The sequence below is a fragment of the Pseudomonas sp. SDO5591_S426 genome (assembly GCF_054070755.1).
Genome location: NZ_JBSVXD010000405.1, coordinates 1 through 1,242, shown reverse-complemented (window position 1 = coordinate 1,242; position 1,242 = coordinate 1). Strand labels below are relative to the sequence as shown.

The window sequence follows — 1,242 nt, the reverse complement described above, 5'->3', positions numbered from 1 at the left end:
ACGGTGATGTTGAATGTGACTCCGCCATCGCGAGCAAGCTCGCTCCCACATTGATTTGCGGTGATTCAATTAATTACCGCTCAGCGACATTCCATGCAGAAGTAGGGCATGACATCGGAGCTGGCATCGTAGCCGTTGCTGCCATCGGCATAGTGGTTTTGCCGCAACCGGTCTGAGCCGCCTTCTGCTACGCGGGTGCCGCGCATCGAGTTGTAACCGCCCGCTGCAACGCTGTTTTGCTTCAGCCGATCGGAACCGTCAGAAGCCAGTTGCCGCTCTCTGAGACGATCGGCACCACCTTCGGCGAGTTGTCGTTCTTGCAGGCGATCGGCGCCACCTTCGGCCAGTTGTTTTTCCTTGATGCGGTCGGGCGCACCTTCGGCAACGTTGTGTGCGGCGGTGTTGGCACCGGTCGTGGTGGCTCCCGCTTCGGCCGCTTGAGTGTTCGCCCCGATAAGACCGAGGGCCGAAAAGAGGGCAATTCCTAATGCAAGGTTGTGGGTGTTCATCATGTTCACCTAGTGAGTCACGGGATCGTTCACGCAACAATCGGGTTGGCATGAATGCCTGCCATTTCGGCCCGACATTCATGCCAGCCATCTTAATTGGCGGAAAAAACACGTCACTTATGCGTAGGTTGTCCGGGCGAACATCTAGGTGTTAAAAATTCATACACAGGTATGCCCGGCGCGGGTCAAATGCGGGGGCGGCTGGCAGGTCGGCGAAATTGAACGTTTGAAAGGCTTCGGTTTGCAGGTGGGGTCGTGATCAAATAGCCGCCATTTTTTGCTGTAGGCAATGCCTGATCTGGAGCCATGGGAATGAACAAAGCGGTCGTGATGACGCTCGTACTGAGCCTCGGTGCAGGCATGTTCGGCACACACGCTTTCGCCGCTGGTGATGCCGAGGCGGGCGGGAAACTGTTCAAGCGGGTCTGCGGTGGTTGCCATCAGGTCGGAGAGGGCGCGCGCCCCTTTTTTGGTCCGCAGCTCAACAATATCTTCGGACGTGTTGCCGGGAGTACCACGGACTATCAGTACTCCGATGCCATGAAGTCATCCGGAGTGGTATGGACGCAGGAAAAACTCGCGGCGTACATCGAGGATCCGAAGGCTGTGGTATCGGGGACGCGGATGATTTTCTGGGGGATCAGCGATCAGGAAAAGATCGATGATTTGCTGGCGTATTTGCAGACCTTTCAGGCGCCGTGAGATCAAAAGATCGCAGCCTGCGGCAGCTCCT

The 1,242-nt window shown here is 56.8% G+C and carries 2 protein-coding genes; one reads left to right on the top strand and one right to left on the bottom strand.

The window, feature by feature from the left end:
* Positions 1 to 80 precede the first annotated feature (80 nt).
* Positions 81 to 509: a hypothetical protein gene (locus ACW9JC_RS30315; RefSeq protein WP_457459668.1), complete on the bottom strand. Its 429-nt coding sequence runs from the start codon at positions 507 to 509 to the stop codon at positions 81 to 83.
* A 312-nt stretch (positions 510 to 821) separates the two neighbouring features.
* Here ACW9JC_RS30315 and ACW9JC_RS30310 point away from each other — a divergent pair, with 312 nt between their 5' ends.
* Positions 822 to 1,211, top strand: coding sequence for a c-type cytochrome (locus tag ACW9JC_RS30310; RefSeq protein WP_338581819.1), 390 nt, complete (start codon positions 822 to 824; stop codon positions 1,209 to 1,211).
* The last annotated feature ends 31 nt before the right edge of the window (positions 1,212 to 1,242 follow it).

Bases quoted from the DNA above. Each gene is read 5' to 3' on its own strand.
- ACW9JC_RS30315 (WP_457459668.1), bottom strand. From the start codon at position 509: ATGAACACCCACAACCTTGCATTAGGAATTGCCCTCTTTTCGGCCCTC.
- ACW9JC_RS30310 (WP_338581819.1), top strand. From the start codon at position 822: ATGAACAAAGCGGTCGTGATGACGCTCGTACTGAGCCTCGGTGCAGGC.